Origin of the sequence: Amorphoplanes friuliensis DSM 7358 (genome assembly GCF_000494755.1) — a bacterium.
Taxonomy (GTDB): domain Bacteria; phylum Actinomycetota; class Actinomycetes; order Mycobacteriales; family Micromonosporaceae; genus Actinoplanes; species Actinoplanes friuliensis.
Genome location: NC_022657.1, coordinates 2875658 through 2894971, shown reverse-complemented (window position 1 = coordinate 2894971; position 19314 = coordinate 2875658). Strand labels below are relative to the sequence as shown.

At 70.4% G+C, this 19314-nt stretch carries 19 protein-coding genes; 6 read left to right on the top strand and 13 right to left on the bottom strand.

Features of this window, described 5'->3' with window-relative positions:
- Positions 1–11: 11 nt before the first annotated feature.
- Positions 12–827 (bottom strand): helix-turn-helix domain-containing protein, encoded by an 816-nt coding sequence (locus AFR_RS13440; RefSeq protein ID WP_023361014.1) that lies wholly within the window; start codon positions 825–827, stop codon positions 12–14.
- A 103-nt stretch (positions 828–930) separates the two neighbouring features.
- Here AFR_RS13440 and AFR_RS13435 point away from each other — a divergent pair, with 103 nt between their 5' ends.
- Positions 931–1674: an SDR family oxidoreductase gene (locus tag AFR_RS13435; protein ID WP_023361013.1), complete on the top strand. Its 744-nt coding sequence runs from the start codon at positions 931–933 to the stop codon at positions 1672–1674.
- A 42-nt stretch (positions 1675–1716) separates the two neighbouring features.
- Here AFR_RS13435 and AFR_RS13430 read toward each other — a convergent pair whose 3' ends face one another.
- From AFR_RS13430 to AFR_RS13415, 4 genes are all read right to left on the bottom strand, one after another.
- Positions 1717–2880, bottom strand: coding sequence for an ABC transporter permease (locus tag AFR_RS13430; protein WP_023361012.1), 1164 nt, complete (start codon positions 2878–2880; stop codon positions 1717–1719).
- Between the two features lie 112 nt (positions 2881–2992).
- The gene (locus AFR_RS13425; protein WP_063749534.1) at positions 2993–4144 is read right to left on the bottom strand and encodes an efflux RND transporter periplasmic adaptor subunit; all 1152 of its coding nucleotides are present in this window, start codon (positions 4142–4144) and stop codon (positions 2993–2995) included.
- 24 nt (positions 4145–4168) lie between these two features.
- Complete coding sequence (locus AFR_RS13420; RefSeq protein ID WP_023361010.1) at positions 4169–5956, bottom strand: sensor histidine kinase; 1788 nt, start codon at positions 5954–5956, stop codon at positions 4169–4171.
- A complete protein-coding gene (locus AFR_RS13415) occupies positions 5956–6636 on the bottom strand; it encodes a response regulator transcription factor (protein ID WP_041840837.1) in 681 nt (226 codons plus the stop codon). The genes AFR_RS13420 and AFR_RS13415 overlap by 1 nt, the downstream gene beginning before the upstream one ends.
- 118 nt (positions 6637–6754) lie before the next feature.
- Here AFR_RS13415 and AFR_RS13410 point away from each other — a divergent pair, with 118 nt between their 5' ends.
- The gene (locus AFR_RS13410) at positions 6755–7294 is read left to right on the top strand and encodes a hypothetical protein (protein ID WP_148307951.1); all 540 of its coding nucleotides are present in this window, start codon (positions 6755–6757) and stop codon (positions 7292–7294) included.
- Positions 7295–7301: 7 nt separating this feature from the next.
- Here AFR_RS13410 and AFR_RS13405 read toward each other — a convergent pair whose 3' ends face one another.
- From AFR_RS13405 to AFR_RS13395, 3 genes are all read right to left on the bottom strand, one after another.
- A complete protein-coding gene (locus AFR_RS13405) occupies positions 7302–8978 on the bottom strand; it encodes a hypothetical protein (RefSeq protein WP_023361007.1) in 1677 nt (558 codons plus the stop codon).
- A gap of 183 nt (positions 8979–9161) precedes the next feature.
- Entirely contained in the window at positions 9162–9482 is a 321-nt protein-coding gene (locus AFR_RS13400) for a TM2 domain-containing protein (RefSeq protein ID WP_023361006.1), read from the bottom strand.
- A complete protein-coding gene (locus AFR_RS13395; RefSeq protein WP_023361005.1) occupies positions 9479–10459 on the bottom strand; it encodes an MsnO8 family LLM class oxidoreductase in 981 nt (326 codons plus the stop codon). Before AFR_RS13395 ends, AFR_RS13400 begins: the two co-directional genes overlap by 4 nt.
- A gap of 143 nt (positions 10460–10602) precedes the next feature.
- On the opposite strand from AFR_RS13395, the gene AFR_RS13390 reads away from it, so the two are divergent.
- Positions 10603–12789, top strand: coding sequence for a DUF4153 domain-containing protein (locus AFR_RS13390; RefSeq protein WP_023361004.1), 2187 nt, complete (start codon positions 10603–10605; stop codon positions 12787–12789).
- Between the two features lie 41 nt (positions 12790–12830).
- Here the strand turns inward: AFR_RS13390 and AFR_RS13385 are convergent, their stop codons facing one another.
- Complete coding sequence (locus tag AFR_RS13385) at positions 12831–13529, bottom strand: TetR/AcrR family transcriptional regulator (protein WP_023361003.1); 699 nt, start codon at positions 13527–13529, stop codon at positions 12831–12833.
- An 87-nt stretch (positions 13530–13616) separates the two neighbouring features.
- On the opposite strand from AFR_RS13385, the gene AFR_RS13380 reads away from it, so the two are divergent.
- Both AFR_RS13380 and AFR_RS13375 read left to right on the top strand, forming a co-directional pair.
- Positions 13617–14528 (top strand): aldo/keto reductase, encoded by a 912-nt coding sequence (locus tag AFR_RS13380; RefSeq protein ID WP_023361002.1) that lies wholly within the window; start codon positions 13617–13619, stop codon positions 14526–14528.
- Positions 14529–14591: 63 nt separating this feature from the next.
- Positions 14592–15359, top strand: a complete 768-nt coding sequence (locus AFR_RS13375) for a S1 family peptidase (RefSeq protein ID WP_158510535.1) — start codon at positions 14592–14594, stop codon at positions 15357–15359.
- A gap of 20 nt (positions 15360–15379) precedes the next feature.
- On the opposite strand, the gene AFR_RS13370 is transcribed toward AFR_RS13375, so the two are convergent.
- The 4 genes from AFR_RS13370 to AFR_RS13355 all read right to left on the bottom strand — a co-directional run bounded on the left by AFR_RS13370 (position 15380) and on the right by AFR_RS13355 (position 18550).
- Positions 15380–16150, bottom strand: coding sequence for a hypothetical protein (locus tag AFR_RS13370; RefSeq protein ID WP_023361000.1), 771 nt, complete (start codon positions 16148–16150; stop codon positions 15380–15382).
- On the bottom strand, positions 16147–16695 hold the full coding sequence (locus AFR_RS13365; protein ID WP_023360999.1) for an RNA polymerase sigma factor: 549 nt from the start codon (positions 16693–16695) through the stop codon (positions 16147–16149). Before AFR_RS13365 ends, AFR_RS13370 begins: the two co-directional genes overlap by 4 nt.
- Entirely contained in the window at positions 16692–17834 is a 1143-nt protein-coding gene (locus AFR_RS13360) for an acyltransferase family protein (RefSeq protein ID WP_023360998.1), read from the bottom strand. Before AFR_RS13360 ends, AFR_RS13365 begins: the two co-directional genes overlap by 4 nt.
- 104 nt (positions 17835–17938) lie before the next feature.
- A complete protein-coding gene (locus AFR_RS13355; protein WP_023360997.1) occupies positions 17939–18550 on the bottom strand; it encodes a TetR/AcrR family transcriptional regulator in 612 nt (203 codons plus the stop codon).
- Between the two features lie 76 nt (positions 18551–18626).
- On the opposite strand from AFR_RS13355, the gene AFR_RS13350 reads away from it, so the two are divergent.
- A complete protein-coding gene (locus AFR_RS13350; protein ID WP_023360996.1) occupies positions 18627–19310 on the top strand; it encodes an SDR family NAD(P)-dependent oxidoreductase in 684 nt (227 codons plus the stop codon).
- Positions 19311–19314 lie beyond the last annotated feature (4 nt).

The window sequence follows — 19314 nt, the reverse complement described above, 5'->3', positions numbered from 1 at the left end:
CGGCGCGATCGTCAGGCTGTGGTGAGGGAGGACAGCAGGCGCAGCTTGTCGGCGCTGTCGCCGTGCTCGTCCGGGTAATAGAGCACCAGGAGCAGACCGTCGACCGGCAGCTTGTCACGGTGCAGCGTGAGCTCACCGACCACCGGATGCCGGACGGTGGTCGTACCGCCCTGGAGTTCACGCACGTCGTGGCGGGCCCACAACGAGCGGAACCGCGCGCTGGACAGCGACAGCTCACCAACCAGCTCGACGATGCGTGCGTCGTCGGAGGCGTCACCGACGGTCCGGCGGAACGCGCCGACAAAGCTCGCCACGGAACGCTCCCAGTCGACGTGGAACTCGCGCTCCTCCGGGTCGAGCAGCATCGAGCGCAGGCGGTTCTGGCCCGGGCGCAGCCGGGGTGACAAGGCCGCGGCCAGCGTGTTGGCCGCCAGCACGTCGAAGGACCGGCCCTCGACGAAGGCCGGCACCCCGACGGCGGCCAGCAGGTGATGCAGCCGGGCGGGCACCTGCTCCGGCCGCCGGCGCGGGCGGTTCCGGGGCCGGGGCGCGGCGAGCTCGAGCAGGTACAGGCGTTCGACGTCGTCCAGGTGCAGGACCCGGGCGAGCGCCTCGAGCACCTGCGGCGACGGGTTGTGGTCGCGGCCACGCTCCAGCCGCAGGTAGTAGTCGGCGCTGATCCCGGCGAGCAGCGCCACCTCCTCACGGCGCAGGCCCTTGACCTTGCGGCGGGCGCCGGGCTGGATGCCGGCCTGCTCGGGCGTGACCAGCTCGCGCCGCGCACGCAGGTAGTCGCCCAGCCGGTTGGTGCCCTCGTCGCCGCTCATGAGGCCGACGCTACCGCCGGCGCGGGCGCGGACAGGGGGCCCTGCCACTACCCGGATTCGCGGGGCACTTCCTGGGCCGGGTCGCCCCTGCGACCTTGAAGTCATGGACATCAAGAACCGCACGGTCTTCATCGCCGGGGGCACCTCCGGCATCGGCCTGGGCCTGGCCCGCCGCTTCGCCGCCGCCGGCGGCACCGTCATCGTCGGCGGGCGCCGGCCCGGATCCGTCGACGGGCTGAGCACCGTCGAGCTCGACGTCACCGAGGCCGATTCGGTACGCCGTGCCCGCGACACCGTGCTGGAAAGTCACCCTGATCTGGACCTCGTGATCACCATGTCGGGCGTACAGCTGACGGAGGACCTGCGCGATCCCGGGCACTTCGCCACCGCCGAGACGACCGTTCAGACCAACCTGCTGGGCACGATCCGGGTGCTCGACGCCTTCACGCCGCACCTGCTCGCCCGCGGCGCCGGCACCTTCGTCACGGTCAGCTCGGGCATCGGCTTTCTGCCGTTCCCGCTGATGGCCACGTACGCCGCCTCGAAGGCCGGCGTGCACGCCTACACCGAGGCGCTGCGCGCACAACTCGCCGGCACGGGCGTCGAGGTCACCGAACTGGTGCCGCCGGCGGTGGCGACCACGCCGGAGCACAAGCGCCTCAACCCCCGCGCGCTGGACCTCGACGCCTACCTCGACGAGGTCCTGGAGCTGCTCGGGCAGGACCCGACGCCGGACGAGATCCTCGTGCAGGGCGTGCTGCAACACCGCTGGGCCGAACGCGACGGCACCTACGCCGACCTGGTGGCACAACGCTCCCAGGCACTCGAGACACTGCCGGGACGCTGACAGCGCCGCGGCCGCCAGGCCGACGCAGCCGGCGGGTGGAGGTCAGGAGGCCAAAGCTTCGGTGGGGGTCAGCCGGGACGCGTGCACCGAGGGGTAGACGCCCGCCAGGATGCCCACGGTCACCGAGCCGCCCAGCCCGGCGAGCAACGCCGGCAGCGGCACGACCAGCGGCCAGTCCTGGTGGGCGGCGTAGGCGGCGGTGAGGATCAGCCCGGACACGGTACCGGTGGCGCCACCGAGGGCGGACAGGACGATCGCCTCGGTGAGGAACTGCGCCCGGATCTGACCGCGGCTGCTGCCGAGGGCCCGGCGCAGACCGATCTCGGACCGACGTTCGAGCACCGAGATCACCATGGTGTTGGCCACGCCGACGCCGCCCACCACCAGGGCCACGGCGGCCAGGCCGAGCATGAGGACGGAGAAGGCCGACTCGGTCGCGCGCTTCGCGGCCAGGGCGTCCGAGGGCCGGGTGACCGTGACCTGGTGCGGCTGCTCCGGATGCACGGTCGGCGGCACCACCTCCCGGACGGCTTCCACCGAGTCCTCGCGCACCCGCACGTAGATGATGGTGGGCCGGCCGTCGAATCCGAGCACCGACCGCGCCGACTCCCACCCGACGAGCACGGAGCGGTCGATCTCGGGTGACAGCGGGATCGTGTCCAGGATGCCGACCACCGTGAACCACGTCCTGTCGATGATCACCTGTTGGCCGGGGGCGTCGAAACCCAGCCGGGTCGCCGCCACGGAACCCAGCACCACGGCCGGGAACTGCTGTTCGGCCGGGGTGAGCCAGTGCCCGCTCCGGACCCGCCCGTGGAGCACGCCGAGCAGGTCCGCCCGGGTGGCGCGGACGGTCAGGCCGGAGCCGTCGGCGGCGTCGACACGGTCCGAGCGGCGCACCACAGCGCTGGTGCCGGCCACCGCGCTGACCGCGGTCACCGGGCCGATCCGCCGGATCATGGCCACCGACTCGGCGGGGAACACCGCGGGCGGGTCCTGCTGGGCGGGTACGACCTTTAGCAGGTCGACGCCCAGGGCGGCCAGCCGGCGCTGCAGGGCGGCGCCGCTCGATGCGGGGATGCCGGTCACCACGACCATGGTGGCGATGCCGATCGCGATGCCCAGAACCGAGAGGGCGGCCCGCATGCGCCGGGTGCGGACCCCGATCAGTCCCAGCTCCAGCAGGTCCAGGGGCTTGAGCCTCATCGGTCGGCCACCAGGCGTCCGTCGCGGATGTCGTGATCGTGAGTGATGACGTCACCGGGGTGGACCATGCTGACGTCCCGCACGGCCGGCACCGGCGCCGTGCCGGCAGTTGTCATGAGGTGGTCACCACGAGGGTTCCCTCACTGAGGCCGGCCCCGCTGACCTCGACCAGCCCGCCCGCGAACATGCCGGTCTCCACCGCGACCAGACCTCCACCCGCAACCTGTACGGCGTAGCCGCCCTCGGCGAGCGCGACGAGAGCCCCGACGGGTGTGACCAGGACGTCGTTACGGCTCCTGCCGGGGAGAACCACCTCGACCGGCGCGGCGTCCAGTCGTACCGTCTTGCGGGCATCGTCGAGGGTGACGGTGACGGTGAGCTTCGGAGGCGTGTCGGGGTCGGTGGTCACGGCCGTCGCGACGCGGCTCACCCGTCCGGGCACGGTCCGGTCGTCGGGCAGGTGCACCTGAACCTTCTCGCCGCGTTTCATGCCGTTGGCCTCGGCGGGTTCAGCCTCGATGGTGACCACTTGGACCGTGGGCGTGACCGCCAGGAGGGCGGCTTCGGCGCTGTCCCCCACCTGCACTGCTGTGCTTTCCACGCGCACCGCGCCACCGAGCACCGCGACGTCACCAATGCCGAGGGAGCCGGACGCCGGAAGCCCGATGTCGTTCTGCCACCGTCCGACTGCCCGGACGAGCGCGGTGGTGAGCACGTCCTCGCCCTTGCCCACCTTCACCCACGACGTCCGCGACGCCGGCGGAGCGGAGGGGGCACCACCCTCAGGTACGAGTGGCACGGGTGACGTCTGGCGGACGTGATCGCCCGGCCGGTAGCGGCGGCCCACCGCGTATCCGAGTGCCTCGAGGTTGTCGGCGACCACGCGGACGTCACGCCCGACGGTGTTGAGCTTCTCCAGCCTGCGATAGAGCGGGATGCGGCCGTAGAAGACCGGCACCGGCTCGTCGTCGACCCGATAGAGCGCCGATCCCCGCCGGATCGTCGCACCGGGGGACGGCAACCACGTGACGATGCCGGGCCGGCTTCCTTTCACCGAGCGGGCCACGCCGTATCCCAACTTGCCGGTGACCGAGACACTCGTCGACAGATCCTGCCGGACGATCTCGGCTGTCGCCGTTGACGGAGCTGCTGCCGCCGGAGCGGCGGTGGTGTCCCGGCGCCAGGCCCAGACACCGGCGACGGACGCGCCGGCCGCAGTCAGGACCACGGCGGCATAGACCGGCAGTCGTCGGATTCTCCGCATGGCGACGATGGTGACGATCCGTGATCAGGAAATTGTTAGGACGGCGGTCGCTGTGCGGATGGTGGCGGTGAACGTGGTGCCCTCACCGAGAGTGCTGATGACGGTGATCCCGCCGCCGTGGGCCTCGGCGATCTGACGCGCGATCGGAAGCCCGAGCCCGCTGCCACCAGTCGCGCGGGTGCGGGAGCTGTCGGCGCGCCAGAACCGTTCGAAGACCTTGTCCAGGTCGTCCGGGGCGATGCCGTCACCGGTGTCGGCGACCGCGACGGTGAGCCGGTCGCCGGTGACGCCGGTCCGGACGGTGACCGAGCCACCGGGCCGGGTGTGCCGGATCGCGTTGGACAGCAGGTTGCTGACCATCTGGCGCAGGCGCACCGGGTCGGCGGTGACCTCCGGGTCGCCGGTGAACTCGGTGCGCAGCTGCACCCCGGCAATCGCCGCGTTCGGCCGGTGGGCATCGAGCACCTGCGTGACGGAGTCGTTGACGTAGACCGGTTCGGGATGCATCCGCAGGGTGCCCGCATCGGCCGCGGCGAGATCGCGCAGGTCGTCCACAATGTGCTGCAGGTGCACGGTCTCGTCGTGCAGCAGGGTCACCAGCCGGCCGTCGACGGTGGCCAGGCCGTCCTGCACCGCCTCCAGCCAGCTGCGGATGTTGGTCAGCGGATTACGGAGCTCATGGGCCACGTCGCTGACCATCGCCTGACGCTGGAGCTCGGCCTGCTCCCGGCGCTCGGCCAGCTCGTTGAGTGCCGCCGCCAGATAGCCGATCTCGTCGCGTCCGGTGACCGGGACACGCTGATTGCCGGAGGATCGCCGGGCGGCCTCGGCCAGCGATCGCAGCGGCCGGACCAGACGCAACCCGACCATGATCGTGACCAGGAACGCGAGGATCAGGACCACGACGGTGGCGGTCCCGGTACGGACGAGATTCGCCCGGGTGAACGGCAGCACGCGCTGCGCGGTCGGGTCGGCCGGGTCGGTGACGAACAGCAGAGCCGCCGGTGGGACGTACGCCTCGAGCTGGGTCCGGCGGGCTTTTTCCAGACATCCCACCGCCCGTTCGGTGCGTTTCGGGTCGGGCAGTCCCGTGTCCGAGTCCGATTCGCGGACCTCGACCGTGAGGTCCGCTGCCAGCTGCACGTCCTCGACGTCCTTCTCGTTCGCGCACGAGGCGATCAGCTTGCGCAGCGCCGCCAGCGGCCGGGTCTCGGACCGGGTGGGAAGCGGGACGAGGCCGCAGGAGAAGGATGACTTGCCGATCGTGGTGACCTGAAGCCGGCCGCGAGCGTGCGGGCCGGCGACGATCGTTCCGTCGTAGTCGTACTGGCGCAGGCAGTCCAGTGAGGCGTTCAGCTCGTCACGCAGCTGCTTCTGCTCAGCCGCCGGCAACCTGTACGGGCCGATGACACGCTGGTCGATGCGGTTGACACCACCGGTGATCGACAGATCGACCGCGAGGGGGTCGACGGTGGCGGACGGGCGGGTGGCCGACAGCGCCGGCCCGGCCTGCGAGTCGGCGATGACCTGCCGGGCTTCCGTCATCAGGGTGACCCGGCGGTTCAGCCTGCTCGCCAGCGAGCCGACCAGCGGTGTGACACCGGACCAGTCGCGGTGCGTCGCCGCGTAGCCGAGCAACTCGTCGTACACGCTCTTGTCGTCGCTCAACGACTGGCCCAGCTGCTGCTGAATGGTGCGTGAGGTCGACTGCGAGGCGATCCAGGACGTGGCCACGACCGCGACCACCGCGATGGTCAGCGAGGCGATCAGCAGGCGGAAGATCAGGCTCCGGTGCAGCGGTACGCCGTCCATCAGCCGGGCCCGGCCGTGAGCTTGTATCCGAGGCCGTACACGGTGAGCAGGCGGGACGGACGGCGTGGGTTCGGCTCGATCTTGCGGCGCAGGTTGAGCACGTGCACGTCGATGGTGCGTTCGATCGAGTCCCGCTCGACCCCGTTGGTGTGCTGCAGCAGCTGAGCGCGGGTGAACACCCGGTCCGGCTGAGCGGCCATCGCCGCAAGAAGCGCGAACTCGCCCGGCGTGCACTCCACCGGCCTGCCGTCGGCGCTCACCTCGTGCCGGGTCGTGTCGACGACGATCCGGCCGATGGTCAGCACGGGCGTGCTGCCCCGGCTGCGCCGCAACAGGGCCCGGGTACGCGCCAGAAGTTCCCGCGGGCTGTACGGCTTGGTGAGGTAGTCGTCGGCGCCCAGATCCAGGCCGGTCAGCAGGTCGTTCTCGCTGGACCGGGCGGTGAGCATGAGGATCGGGACGTCGGACTCCCGCCGGAGGATCCGGCACAGGCTGAGGCCGTCGAGGCCGGGCATCATCACGTCGAGCACGAGCAGATGCGGTGCGCGCTGCCTGACCCGCTCCAGGGCGGTGCGGCCGTCGTGCACCACGGCCGTCTCGTGGCCCTCGGCGACCAGGTAACGGCGCAGCACCTCGGCCTGGCCTCGGTCATCCTCCGCGACCAGCAGATATGCGCACACGGCGACGACTATAGGAGCCGTACGACGTCGCGGCCCGAAACCTAACAGCTTCCGAACATTGAGGCCCCGGCCGTCGAGGCTAACGACCTCCTGACATTCACCTGTGACGGTGCGCCCCATGAAACGGATGACAGGGAAATTCGTGGCGTTGAGTCTGCTCGTTCTGCTGGGCGGCTGTTCCGGTGCCGAGCAGGCGGATGCTCCGGCGGTGGCGACCCTGCAGAGCGCGGCGGCCCCGAGCAGCGCGGCTGCCAAGGCCGGGACCGAGCGTCCGATCGTGCCGATCGACGCCACCGAGGAGGACATCAAGGTGATCGCCCAGCCGTGGGTCGCCTGCCTGGCGAAGCGCGGCGGTCCCGATTACCAGGACGAGGATGCGTGGCAGTGGTTCCGCAAGGGCTTCGATGGGACCGATCCGGTCATGAAGGCCTGCCTGGCGAAGATGCCGGAGACGCAGCAGGACGTCCTCAAACGCACCGACATGGCGGCGTTCAAGGACAACCAGCGGGAGTTCTACCAGTGCGCGAAGCGGGAGGGGTACAAGCTGACCGCGCCGGACCCGGTGACCGGGGAGTTCGGGCTCACCTCGATCGGTCCGAACGGGGACGCGAACTCGGCCGAATGGCAGAAGTGCGAGCGCGAAGCTTTCGCCTCGTGACGGCGAATCAGCTGATGGTGAAGAGGACGTCCGAGCCGACGTAGACGCGGGTCACGCCGGCTGGCGGCGGGGTTTGGAGAACGGCCTGGTACGGCGAGCCGGAAAGGCGGTCGCCGAGCACCACCACGCTCCGGACGCCCAGCCGGCGCAGGCGATCCACGCTGGGCTGGCTGGGGAACGTGTGCATGATGTCACGGATCGCCTGGTGGTTCGGGGGTGTGTAGCTGGCGGCCCCGTTGACCAGCGCGGGGAAGCCGGCGGTCGACCACAGCAGCACGTTGTTGTCGATGCCCTCGTCCGAGGGCAGCACCATGATCGGCGCCTGCGCCATCGCCATCGCTGCGGGCGGGGGCGGGACGTCCGGGTGATCGATGTTGGGCGTGCCCTCGGCCAGCACCAGCAGCAGCGGCGGAATGGTCACCACCCGGACGGCGATCGCCGACCATTGCGGCAGCGTGGCTTCGCGTGCCAGCCGGGCCAGTTCGGTGACCAGACCCGCCGCCAGAACGGCCAGGAAAATGGTCGGCCAGAGGATCAGACGGCCCGGCGTACGGCTGCCGTCGAAGCCCGGGACGTACGAATGCAGAAGTTGGTAAAGCGGCCCGTTCGTACCCAGCGTGAACAGCACTCCGACGACCGTGCCGGCGAGCAGGAACAGGCGTTGCCGCAGCGACCAGACCGAGACAAAAAGTCCGGTGAAAGCGAGGAGATAGAGCGCGTACCCGCACAGCAGCGCCTTTTCGTTGGCGGCCTCGCCGAGCAGCGCCCGGGCGTCGGTGTGCACCGAGCCCCAGGGCAGCGAGAACTGCGGGGCGACGAGCAGGCTGCGCGGCGTCGGCGAGAACACGGCGACGTAGTCCCAGGAACGGTTGACCAACGGGTAGATCTCGCGGACCTGCTGGTAGGCGTACGCAAAATAGCCGGTCACGGCGACGAGGAAGAGCCCGCCGAGGAGGTCACCGAGCACCAACCGGCGGCTGAGGCGCGGGCGTCCGGTGACCAGCCAGCCGACCACCGCGCAGAGGAACGCGAAGGCGAGCAGATAAACGAAGGCCAGCCCGACACCGAACCCGAGGCTGACCTGCCACGCCGCGACGACCCAACCGGCGATTGCCCAGCCGGGCCGGACCCGTTCACTGCGGTAACCGCGCGACAGCGACCAGCCGTGGCCGCGGGCCAGCATCGCCAGAGCCAGCGTGATGCCGCCGGTCGACATGATGTTCAGGTGCCCGACATGGCCGTAGCGCCAGGGTGCGTAGGCCAGGGCGGCACCGGCCAGCGCCGCCGCGGCCGGGTGAGCGCCGAGCTGGCGCAGAAGCATGTACCCACCGAGGAACGCCAGCGCGAACGTCAGCACGAACAGCACGTTGTAGCGCAGAACAGCGGCGGTGACACCGTCGCCGATCAGGCCCGCCGGGGCGTACCCGAAAAGGCTGTCGGTGAGGGCGAGCCCGTATCTGTCGGGATAGAAGGCGTTGGTGTCCCACAGCCCGCGCAGGCCGTGCCGCAGGGCGTGCCCGTTCCAGCCGACGATCCAGGCCTGCGCGGTCGGGTCGCCGCTGTCGCCGCTGATGGTGCCCGTCGGGTCGGCGATGGTCGCGGGTTTGACAACGCCGCTGATGAGCCGGTTCGCGTACGGGGGGAGCAGCCACACCATGATGATCGCGAGCAGAACCGAGCCCACCGTGGCGATGGTCCATTCATGGCGAAAGAACCGGCGCTTTTTGTCGACAGGTCGAGATTCGTCGACGGCTGAATCGGCTTCTTGATCAATGGTGACTTCGGACAACGCGTACCCCCGCACGCAGAGACCCCGGCAAGCGCGCATGAAACTAACACGGCCCCGCACCCCATAATAGATTTTCGTCTATGTTTCGCTGGACAGGTCCTCGATGATGCCGTGCCGGGCCATGATCGCCGACCGGCGTGATCTGTTGACCGCGCGCACCCGGCGTCCCACGAAGAACACGTCGGCCAGCGTCCACAGACCGAGCCCACCCAGGGTGAACAGCATCGTGATGGACCGGGCGGTGTCACCCAGGTAGAAGCGGTGCCCTCCGAAGATGCCGACCACGCACCACAACGCGTAGGCCACCTTCGTGTCCTTCTTGACCGACTCGTACTCCGCCTCGGCCATCAGGACGCTGTACCGCTTCCATCCGGGGAGGGTGACCGGGCTCGGGTTCATCGGCGCAACAATAATGCGGCGAGCGCGGCGTCCGAGGCGTGCAGGGCGTCGCGATCGAAGGTGCTGCCGGAGGTGACCAGTTCGGCGGCTCCGGTGCGGTCGAGCAGGTCGGCCAGACGGCTTTGCACCCGACCGGGTGTACCGGTGATCGCCGCGGCCATCACCTGGTCGACGTACTGCTGCTGGCGCGGAGTGCGGGCGGCGGCTCGAACAGCAGCCACCGGCTCGAGCGGCGGGAACGCCCCGGTCGTGCGGCTGCGGGCCATCGCCCACGCCTCGGGCAGCAGCAGGTCGGCGGCTTCCGCGTCGGTGTCGGCGATCAGCACGTCCGTACTGACCGCGACCCACGGCTCGGGTTGCTGCGCGGAGGGTTCGAACGTCCGCCGGTAGTCGGCCAGCGCCTCGGCACCGTCCGGGCGCAGCAGCGGGCCACCCACGATCACCGGCAGGCCCAGTCGTGCCGCGATCTGCAGGCCGGTTCCGGTGGCCAGCACGTACAGCGGGATCGGGTCCTCCGGCTGCGGGTGCAGGGTGATCTCCGCCGTACCGGTGAGGAAGTCCCTCAGCTCGGCGAGGTCGGCGGCGAAGTCGCTGTCGGACTGCCGCAGCGCCCGGCGCACCGGCGGGGTGAAGCCCGGGGAGCGGCCCAGGCCCAGGTCGACCCGGCCCGGCGCGAAGGCGGACACCGTGGCGAACTGCTCGGCAACGACCAGCGGCTGGTGGTGCGGCAGCATGACACCGGCCGAGCCGAGCCGGATCTCTCGTGTCGCGCCGGCGACGGCGGCCAGCAGCACAGCCGGAGCAGCGCCCGCGATCCCGGGGACACCGTGGTGCTCGGCGACCCAGAACCGGTGATAGCCGAGCGGCTCGGCACGCGTAGCGCGGGCGACGGTGCCCCGCAGCGCCGCGCCGTCGGTCTCGCCGCTGCGGGTGCGCGACCGGTCCAGCAACGAGAGTCGAACCTCGGCGTTGATCACAGAGATGTCAGCGCCGGTATAGGCGGCTCTTGTTCCCGCACGCTACTCTCCGGTCGTCGCGGCGATACGGACCCGTTCCAACGTGCCGGCTGCCGCGCAAATCGGCTCACCGTGGGCCGAACCGACCGACCCAGGAGGGTGCAATGGCTGATCTGCCCCCGAAACAGCCTGATCCCCCGGAGACGGCAAAGGCCGTCCCCGCGGACCCGCCGCCGGCCCCCCAGCTGCTGGTGATGCCACCCACCGACGCGATCCCGTCGCTGGTGTGGCCGGGACCCGAAGGCCAGCCGGCCTGGGCCATCCCGGTCCAGATTTCACCCGGTACGCGGGGATACGCCCTGTTCGTGCCGATGGTTCCCGTGGAAGCGCCGGCTGCCCCGGCCGTCGCCGAGCCGGCCGACCGACCCGTCAAACCCTCGCCGAAGCCGGCCGCCACCACCCCGACGGTCACCGCGCCCGCCGCCCCGACGCCGGCCGAAGTCACCACCCCGGCGGTCACCGCGCCTGCCGCCCCGACGCCGGCCGCGGTCACCACCCCGGCCGCCACCACCCCGGCTACCACCAGCCCGACCGCCACCAGCCCGGCTACCACCAGCCCGACCGCCACCAGCCCGGTCGCGGCCACGCCGGCCGCGGCCACGCCGGCAGCGGCCACGCCGGCAGCGGCCACGCCGGCAGCGGCCACGCCGGCAGCGGCCAAGCGCGTGGTCCCACCTCCCCCGGACCTCCCGCCAGCCAAGGCCCAGCCCCCGGCTCCTCAGCGCCCGCCGATGCAGTCGCCCCCGTTCCCGCCACGCCCGATGGGCCCGTACGACCGGCCGCCGAGCGCATGGCGGACCTTCCGCGAGAAGCACTGGCCCGGGCCCAAGGACGCCCAGGGCTGGGCCGTCCCGGCCGGTGTGCTCGCCGGCGCCCTCGGTTTCCTGATCTTCCTGCCGCTCAACCGGGTGGGCATCGGCTGGTTCCTCGGCTGGCTGGCGCTGACGCTGGGAGTCGGGTTCGCCGTCCGGAAGTCCGCCGATCTGCCGCGCCGCGAACGGCTGCTGCGCTCCGGCTGGGCCGTGGCCGCGCTGGCTCTGCTGCTGATCCCGGCGTTCCGCAACGCGTGGTGGCTGGTGACCTTCAGCGTGCTGGGCGCGATCGGCTGCACCGCGCTGGCGATCGTCGGCGGCCGCCAGATCAGGTCGATCCTGTTCAGCCTGGTCGCGGCCCCGTACGCCGCGTTCAAGGGCATCCCGTGGGTCCGCAGGCACCTGAAGGCGGGCCGCAATCCGGGTATCGCCGGGCGGATCTTCTTCTCGGTCGCCCTCACCGCTGTGGTGCTGCTCGTCTTCGGTGCGCTGCTGTCGTCCGCCGACGTCGCGTTCTCCCAGCTGCTCGACGACGCCATCCCCGACCTCAGCATCAGCTCGATCTTCAAGTGGATCTTCCTGGCCGTGGCCGGTGCCCTGCTTGCCGTCTCCGGCGTCTACACGCTGACCGCCCCGCCGGCGACGTCCAGCCTGGACACCGAGGGCAAGGGCAGATTCGGCCTGATCGAGTGGGCGCCCGCCGGCGCCGCGCTCGTGCTGCTCTTCTGCGGCTTCGTAGCGGTGCAGTTCACCGTTCTGTTCGGCGGAAGCCGGCACGTGCTGGAGACGGCCGGCCTCAGCTACTCGCAGTACGCCCGCAGCGGCTTCTGGCAGCTGGTCGCGGTCACGCTGCTGTCCCTCGCGTTGATCGCGAGCCTGGCCCGCTGGGCAAAACGGGACACCAAGGCGGAACGGCTGCTGCTGCGCGTACTGCTGGGTCTGCTCTGTGCTCTGAGCGTCATCATCGTGGCGTCCGCGCTGTCACGGATGTGGGAGTACCAGCGCGTCTACAGCTTCACCGGTGAGCGGATCTTCGTGATGGCCTCCGAGATGCTGCTCGGCGTCATCTTCGTGCTCATCGCGGTCGCCGGCATCAAGTGGCAGGGGCGCTGGATCCCCGGCGCCACCGTCGGTCTCGCCGTGCTGATGCTGCTCGGTCTCGCCGCCCTCGACCCCGAGGGCTACGTGGCCAGCCGCAACGCGGCCCGCTACGAAGGCTCCGGCAAGATCGACGCCTGGTACCTGCGTGCGCTGTCCGCTGACGCGACCCCGGCCCTGACCGAGCTGCCCGATCCGGTACGCCGGTGCACGCTCAGCTGGATCGCCGAGGACCTCAAGGAACCCGACCCCTGGTACGCCTGGAACCTCGGCCGCCAACGGGCCCGCGAAGCACTCGCCGACCTCGGCCCCGCCGCGATCGGCAGCCAGAAGGACTGCCGCGCCGCCGACCAGTTCGACCTGCCCAAAAAACGCCGATGAGCGAGGGAGCTCCGGTCCTGCACCGGAGCTCCCTCCCCTGCTCAGTCGGCCAGGTCGTTCAGCCAGTCCCTCAGCAGAGCGACCTCGCTGGCGCGTAGCGGAAGAGCCTTGTCATCGGCACCGCTCAGGGCGGCGTCGAGGGCCAGAGCACGGGTGGCCAGGCCCGGATCCGAGGGCGGCGGTGAGTCCGTCGTCAGCGAAGCGACCATCAGCTCCCGCATCTTCGTGGCCACTTGCGGATCGCGCTGCCCGGCGGGAGAGGCGATCAACGACAACGTGATGCCGGTGGCGGCCGCCTGAACCAGCTGAGCCGCCACGGCCGGTGGAGTCGTCAGACGGCCGGCGTCGGCCACCCGGACCAGGAACGACAGCAGCCGGTCATGTGCCTCAGCCGCGGCCGGGGGCTGCCGGCCGGGGCGGTCGGTGCCGAACATCAGCACGTACAGCGCGGGATGACGCAGACCGAACTCGACGTGCATGTCCCAGCCCCGGCGCAGGTCGTCGAGCGGGTCGGCGCTGCGTTCCAGGCTGTCCTTGCCGGCCAGATACCGCTCGAAGGCCTGGATGGCCAACGCGTCGAGCAGCCCGTCCTTGTCCCCGAACAGCTGGTAGAGCGAGGCGGCCCGGATGCCGGCCGCCGCGGCAACCGTGCGGGTGGACACCGCCTGGATGCCGTCGCGCTCCAGGATTTCGGCCGCCACCTCGAGGATCTGCTGCCGCCTGCTGCTCTCATCGTCCACTGTTGCGATGCTACGGCATTCGGTGTATCACTGGAACGGACAGCGATACGCTCAGAGCCGTATCACTGATACGAGGAGCCAGGACACATGAATCGAATCGGCTACGGAGCCATGCAACTGGCAGGGCCGGGCGTGTGGGGACACCCGGACGACCCCGAGGCCGCACGGCGGGTGCTGCGCCTCGCCGTCGAGCTGGGCGTGACGTTCTTCGACACCGCAAACGCGTACGGGCCTCGCACCGTCAACCAGCTGATCGGGCAAGCACTGCACCCCTTCCCCGAAGGCGTGATCGTCGGCAACAAGGTGGGCGCCGGACGCGGCGACGACCGCTCGTGGCTCATCACCGACCACCCCGACACCGTCCGGCAGCAGGTGCACGAGGCCCTCGAGGACCTGGGTACGGACGTGAGCGAGCTGACCTACCTGCGACTCGCCGGCGACACCCCGGGCACCGGCGGTGACGTGCCGATGGAGGACGCGCTCGGTGTGCTCGTCGAATTGCGGGATCAGGGGCTCATCCGGCGCATCGGGCTGTCCGGCGCATCTCCGGAAATGCTGGCCCGCGCGCAGAAGATGACACCGATCGCCGCCGTGCAGAACCGCTTCAACCTCCTCGACCGCAGCGGCGTCCAGGTCCTCACCGACTGCGAGACGCAGGGCATCATGTTCGTCCCCTACTTCCCCCTCGCCTCGGGACGGCTCACCAGCCTCGAAGCCCTGACCGCCCCCGCACAGCGTCTCGAGGCGACGCCGGCACAGGTGGCACTGGCGTGGTTGTTGCGCCGGTCCCCCGCCATGGTCGTCATCCCCGGCACCTCCAACCCCGACCACCTCCGCGCCAACATCGCAGCGAACGAGGTCGCCGCCCAGCTGACCGACGCCGAGGTCGAGCGCCTTACCGCCCTCGTCGACGAGTCGACCGCCACCCTCGGCCAGGCACACCAGACCACAGTCGACGCCGTGGCGAAAGCCAGCGTTGACGAAAAATCGACCCGGTAGGCCACAAAGCGCGCACCAGTGCCGTCAAGGCTAGGTACACCCGAGCCTCTACAAAGGATGCTGATGCGCTTCAAACGACTTCTAACCGCCGGGGTGGCGATCGCTGCTGTGCTGGGTATGGCCGCTCCGGCAGCCGCCATCAGCGGTGGTGAGACGGCCGCTCCCGGTGAGTTCCCGTGGGCCGTCCGGGTCGAACCGGCCGGCTGTGGCGGCAGCCTCATTCACCCGCAACTGGTGCTCACCGCCCAGCATTGCGTGGATGAGCAGCCGGGCGACAGCTTCACCGTCGTCTCCGGAAGCGTCGACCTCGAGGACCCGCGACGGACCGTCACCCGGTCCACCGCGATCATCGGCGGGACGGCGTGGTGGGACGGACCGGACTGGGCGGTGATCAAGCTGGAGAAGCCCCTCAAGCTGCCGACCCTACGGCTCGCCGCCAAGCCGCGGCAGTTGGAGAAGTTCACCGTTGTCGGCTGGGGCAGGCAGAAGTGGGAAGCACCCCAGGAGCGGTTCCTGCGCAAGGTCGAGCTGCCGTACCTGCCGGACGAGCAGTGTTTCGACGACCCCTGGTGGGCCGATCACCCCGAGTACCCGCGGGCAATGATCTGCGGGAAGTCGGTGGACCAGAAGAGCCACTGCGGCGGCGACTCCGGAGGGCCGGCCATGCACCGTCTTCCCAACGGCACCTGGGAGCAGATCGGCATCGTCAGCTCCGGCTCGGACTGCGACTGGGACATCGGCGAGGAGCCGAGGCCCAACTACACCGACGTCGCCTACTTCAGCCGGGACATCCAGCTAGCCGCCCGCCGGCTGCTCGCCGGCCACCACTGACCGGTTGAGAGGACCCGAACCTAGTCGAGCTTGGGATGTTCGTACAGTTCACTGGCGGACAGGTCTTTGACGGTGCCTCCGTCGGCGAGGTGAAGGGTCAGCGTGGTGGTGTTGCTGCTCGACTCGTCCTTGCCTTCGGGGTACCAGGCGGCGAAGTAGCCGTTTTCGACGGTGGCGCGCGCCGTGCGGGAGGAACTGCCGTCGTCCGCCCGCACGGTGATGTCGACGCCGGTGATCCGGGAGCCGAGGTGTCCGGCCATGAGGCGGATGTACCCCTCGTCGGTGCGCAGCTGAGGCCACGCGTAGAGCTCGACTCCGGAAGTCCCCAGCTGTTCGGTGCCGGTCAGCACGGTGAGGATGCTGGTCTCGCTCACTTTCCCGTTGTGGTCGCGGAAGCAGGTCCGGCTTCCCTCCGGCGACACAGCGTTCAGGTAGGCGTAGTCACCGCGGGTCTCGCCGATGACCACTCGTGCGGCACCCGCCTCCGTCGCCGGCAGACATTTGGACACGATGTCGCGGGCCTCGGCGGCTGGGATCGGGCCCGGATCGGGAGTCCAGGACGCGTACGCCGGTCCGCCGGCGACCAGGCCGGCGACCACGGCACCCGCGGCGGTGAGCGCCGCGGCCGCGCCCGCGAACACCAGGCGGCGCCGGGCGCGTGGTGCGGCGTCCGGCTCCCGATCGGTACGCACGATGCGCTCGAGCAGTTCCTGGGCGTGAGCCTGCCCGGCACGGTGGGGAACCGGGCCCGCGGCCGAACGGATGGCGTGGTCGAGGTCGTCGTTGGTCATGCGGGGCCTCCGTGTGATGCGGTACGGCTGATTGCGGGTGAAGGGGCCGGCTGGTGGCGCAGGTGCCGGCGCAGGTTGCGGCGGGCCCGCAGCAGACGCAGGCTGAACGCCGTCCGGGTGATGCCGAGCACGTGCGCGGCCTGCGGCCCGGTGAGGTCCTCGATCGCGGTGAGGGCGAGCGCCTCCTGATCGGCCGGGGACAGGCGCTGCCACGCCCGGGTCAGGTCGACGTGGGCGGCCACAGCGTCGGCGTCGCCGGCTGCCGGGCCCTCAGGCTGCCGCAGGATGCGCAGGGCGACGTTCTGCTGGCGTTGCTCGCTGCGCTGCCGGTTGCGCAGCAAGTTGTGGGCGACGGTGAACAGCCAGGCGCGGGCCCCGTCGAGGGAGTCCGGCACGTCGTGCAGGCGGCGCCAGGCGACCAGGAACGTCTCGGACACGACGTCTTCGGCCACCGCCGGACCGGACCGGCGCTCGACAAAACACAGCAGGTCGTCGTACACCGCCTGGAAGAGATCGCGGAAGGTGTCCTCCGCTTCCCGGTTCATGATTGCCTCGAACTCACGCCGGCCGGTCGACCTCGGCGGCCCTGGACAAAAGCGCGGACGAGTGGCGCGAGTGGGCGCTCGACCCAGCGGTGGACGAGCCAGGCTGCGACCAGCAGGACGAGTACAGCTCCCCCGATCAGCACGGGCGCGGGCAGATCGGTCCTGGTGTGCATGGTGCGGATGAGGCTGTACCCGACCCGTTGATGTATCAGGTAGAACGGGTACGTGAGCGCACCCGCGGTGCCCAGCCAGCGCCAGTTGACCCTGTCGGTGACGCCCAGCGCGATGGCGAGCAGGACCGCGTACACGAGGGTGAGCAGGACCGGCGCCGGCCAGGCGGGGACCGCGAAGCCGGGCTTGAGATCCAGGGCCCGCACATGGACATGATGCAGGCTGACCAGCCAGCATGCGGCCAGTAGCGCCCACAACCAGCGGTCGGAACGGTTGCGGCGCAGCAGGTACATCACCATGCCCGCGATGAAGTACGGGGCGAACTCCGCCATGACGACCTCGTCGAGCAGCGCTCCCGGGAAGGCGGGCATGAGCACCGCGGCGGCCAGCCACACCGCGCCGAAGACCTTCATACGGCGGTCGGTGACGCCGGCCGCCAGCAGGCACGCGACGATCAGGTAGAACCGGAACTCGGTCCAGAGCGTCCAGTACACCGGGTCGACCATCGGCCGGTTCAGCGGTTCCGCCAGCATCGTCAGGTTGAGCAGCACGTCCGGGCCGGTGGGCAGGGACGTGAACGGTAAGCCGCCACTGATCGGCAGCACCGCGCTGACCACGGCGGTGATCAGCACGCCGGCCCAGAAGGCGGGGTAGAGCCGGGCGGCGCGGGAGGCGGCGAAGTCACGGACGGTGCGCCCCCAGCCGCTCATCAGGATGACAAATCCGCTGATCAGGAAGAAGACCTCGACACCCATGAAGCCGTAGATCAGCAGCGGCGCCGCATCCGGCAGGAAGTACGCGGGCGGATGCACCCCGTCCAGCCGCCACGAGTCCCCGAAGTGATAGCCGGCCACCGCGAGCGCGCACACCAGCCGCAACCCGTCCAGCACGTACAACCGAGGTTTGCGGGTCGGCGCCAGGCCGGGCTCACCTCGCAGCGGCGCCTGGTCGAGGGTGGCTGTTGTCATCGGCTGCTCCTGTGGATCGTGGTCACGTCGTCGCGTCCGGCTGCACATGTGCAGAACAGGACCGACCGCTACACGTGATTCAGATCACTCAGGTCAGACGATCTTCAAGAAACAGCTGTCCCCAGGGCGCGCATCGCGATGTCGACGGAAGCGTGGAGGTCGGCGCGCGCGGCACCGGCGGCGGCGTGCACGGCGTGACCCTCACTGATCACCATGACAAAACGAGCCAGTGCACCGGGGTCGACACCCTCCGGGAGGTCACCCTCGGCGGCCGCGCGGGACAGCCGCTCCCGCAGCGCAGCCTCGGTGGCAGCGCGACCGGCGGCCAGCGACTCGGAGATGCGGGCGTTCTCCGGCGCGCAGGCCAGGCCGCCCTGGATGGAGAAACAGCCGGGCGGGTGGTCCTCGGCGGTGAGACCGTCAGCGCTGGACCGCAGGAACGCCTCGATGGACGCGTAGGCACTCGGCTGGTCGAGCGCGGCGCGGGCGGTGGCGACCTGCCGCTCGTGATAGCGGCTGAAGGCGCGCTTGAACAGCTCCTCCTTGCTGCCGAAGGTCGCGTACAGGCTCGGGCGGTTGATGCCCATGGCACTGGTCAGCGCGGTCAGCGACGCGCCCTCGTAACCACGCCGCCAGAAGACCTCGGCGGCCCGCTCGAGAACAGCGTCCTCGTCGAAGGCTCGCGGTCGTCCGGTGGTCGGCGTTGCAGCACTCATACGCCGATCCTAACCGATCAGTACAAAACCGTGTTACGGTCGGCGCAACCAATCGGTACAAAACTCGAGGAGCGTCGTGACCGTCACGCTGATCACCGGAGCCAACAAGGGCATCGGATACGAGACCGCCAAGCAGCTGCTGGCACGGGGACACACCGTGTACATCGGCGCGCGTGACGCCGAACGCGGGCAGAAGGCCGCCGCCGAGCTCGGAGCGAACTTCGTCCAGCTCGACGTGACCGATGACGCCTCGGTCGGCAGCGCCCTGTCGACGATCGGCGCGGCCGAGGGCCGTCTCGACGTCCTCGTGCACAACGCCGGCGTCCTGGCCACCACGCTCGACGGCCCTGCTGCGTTGCGCTCCTTCGACACGAACGCGGTCGGCCTGGTCCGCGTCACCGAAGCGGCCCTGCCCCTGCTGCGCAAGTCCTCGAACGCCAACGTGGTCACCATCTCCAGCAGCGCCGGGTCGTTCTGGGCGGTCAACAACCCCGAACGGCCGGAGTACGGCCTGCCGCTCGCGCTGTACTCAGCCTCGAAAGCGGCGGCCACCATGCTGACGGTGCAGTACGCCAAGTCGCAGCCGGGCATCAAGTTCAACGCCCTCGAGCCGGGCACCACCGCCACCGACATGACCGCCGCATTCGGGATCGGCCGGCCGGTCGAGCAGAGCGCCGCAGTCGTCGTTCGGCTGGCCACCCTCGGCACCGACGGCCCGACCGGCACCTTCCAGGACGAGTCCGGCCCCCTGCCGTGGTGAGCCC

Coding starts and splice junctions, on each gene's coding strand:
- AFR_RS13435 (WP_023361013.1), top strand. CDS start 931: ATGGACATCAAGAACCGCACGGTCTTCATCGCCGGGGGCACCTCCGGC.
- AFR_RS13420 (WP_023361010.1), bottom strand. CDS start 5,956: ATGGACGGCGTACCGCTGCACCGGAGCCTGATCTTCCGCCTGCTGATC.
- AFR_RS13380 (WP_023361002.1), top strand. CDS start 13,617: ATGAATCGAATCGGCTACGGAGCCATGCAACTGGCAGGGCCGGGCGTG.
- AFR_RS13370 (WP_023361000.1), bottom strand. CDS start 16,150: ATGACCAACGACGACCTCGACCACGCCATCCGTTCGGCCGCGGGCCCG.
- AFR_RS13360 (WP_023360998.1), bottom strand. CDS start 17,834: ATGACAACAGCCACCCTCGACCAGGCGCCGCTGCGAGGTGAGCCCGGC.
- AFR_RS13375 (WP_158510535.1), top strand. CDS start 14,592: ATGCGCTTCAAACGACTTCTAACCGCCGGGGTGGCGATCGCTGCTGTG.
- AFR_RS13425 (WP_063749534.1), bottom strand. CDS start 4,144: ATGCGGAGAATCCGACGACTGCCGGTCTATGCCGCCGTGGTCCTGACT.
- AFR_RS13355 (WP_023360997.1), bottom strand. CDS start 18,550: ATGAGTGCTGCAACGCCGACCACCGGACGACCGCGAGCCTTCGACGAG.
- AFR_RS13400 (WP_023361006.1), bottom strand. CDS start 9,482: ATGAACCCGAGCCCGGTCACCCTCCCCGGATGGAAGCGGTACAGCGTC.
- AFR_RS13430 (WP_023361012.1), bottom strand. CDS start 2,880: ATGAGGCTCAAGCCCCTGGACCTGCTGGAGCTGGGACTGATCGGGGTC.
- AFR_RS13365 (WP_023360999.1), bottom strand. CDS start 16,695: ATGAACCGGGAAGCGGAGGACACCTTCCGCGATCTCTTCCAGGCGGTG.
- AFR_RS13440 (WP_023361014.1), bottom strand. CDS start 827: ATGAGCGGCGACGAGGGCACCAACCGGCTGGGCGACTACCTGCGTGCG.
- AFR_RS13410 (WP_148307951.1), top strand. CDS start 6,755: ATGAAACGGATGACAGGGAAATTCGTGGCGTTGAGTCTGCTCGTTCTG.
- AFR_RS13390 (WP_023361004.1), top strand. CDS start 10,603: ATGGCTGATCTGCCCCCGAAACAGCCTGATCCCCCGGAGACGGCAAAG.